The sequence below is a fragment of the Halosimplex carlsbadense 2-9-1 genome, assembly GCF_000337455.1.
In the GTDB taxonomy this organism is placed as follows: domain Archaea; phylum Halobacteriota; class Halobacteria; order Halobacteriales; family Haloarculaceae; genus Halosimplex; species Halosimplex carlsbadense.
This window is the reverse complement of sequence record NZ_AOIU01000042.1, coordinates 1-273: the sequence shown is the minus strand read 5'-3', so window position 1 is coordinate 273 and position 273 is coordinate 1. Positions and strand designations below refer to the sequence as shown.

The following is a 273-nucleotide window of genomic DNA, read 5'->3' as shown; positions in this document are numbered from 1 at the left end:
ACTCGTAGAAGACGAGTTCGATAGACTCGGGGTGTACGCACCGAGGCAACGAGGTGTTCAGCCCGCGAGTACTAATCGACCGAAGCCACCAATCATACGCACTGCGACTCGTTGAACGAGTCCAGGCGCAATCTGGATCGCACGTACACACGGTTCCCATCGACCACCGATACTGGTATCCGAACGCGGTGTTCGGACGCGGTTCGATTCCGCGGATCGGCGTTAGGGCGGCCATAGCGGCGGGGCGACACCCGTACCCATCCCGAACACGGA

The 273-nt window shown here is 60.4% G+C and carries 1 rRNA gene; it reads left to right on the top strand.

Annotation, left to right across the window (positions count from 1 at the left end):
- Nucleotides 1-95, top strand: a 23S ribosomal RNA gene (locus C475_RS24505); the annotation flags it as partial.
- Between the last annotated feature and the right edge of the window lie 178 nt (nt 96-273).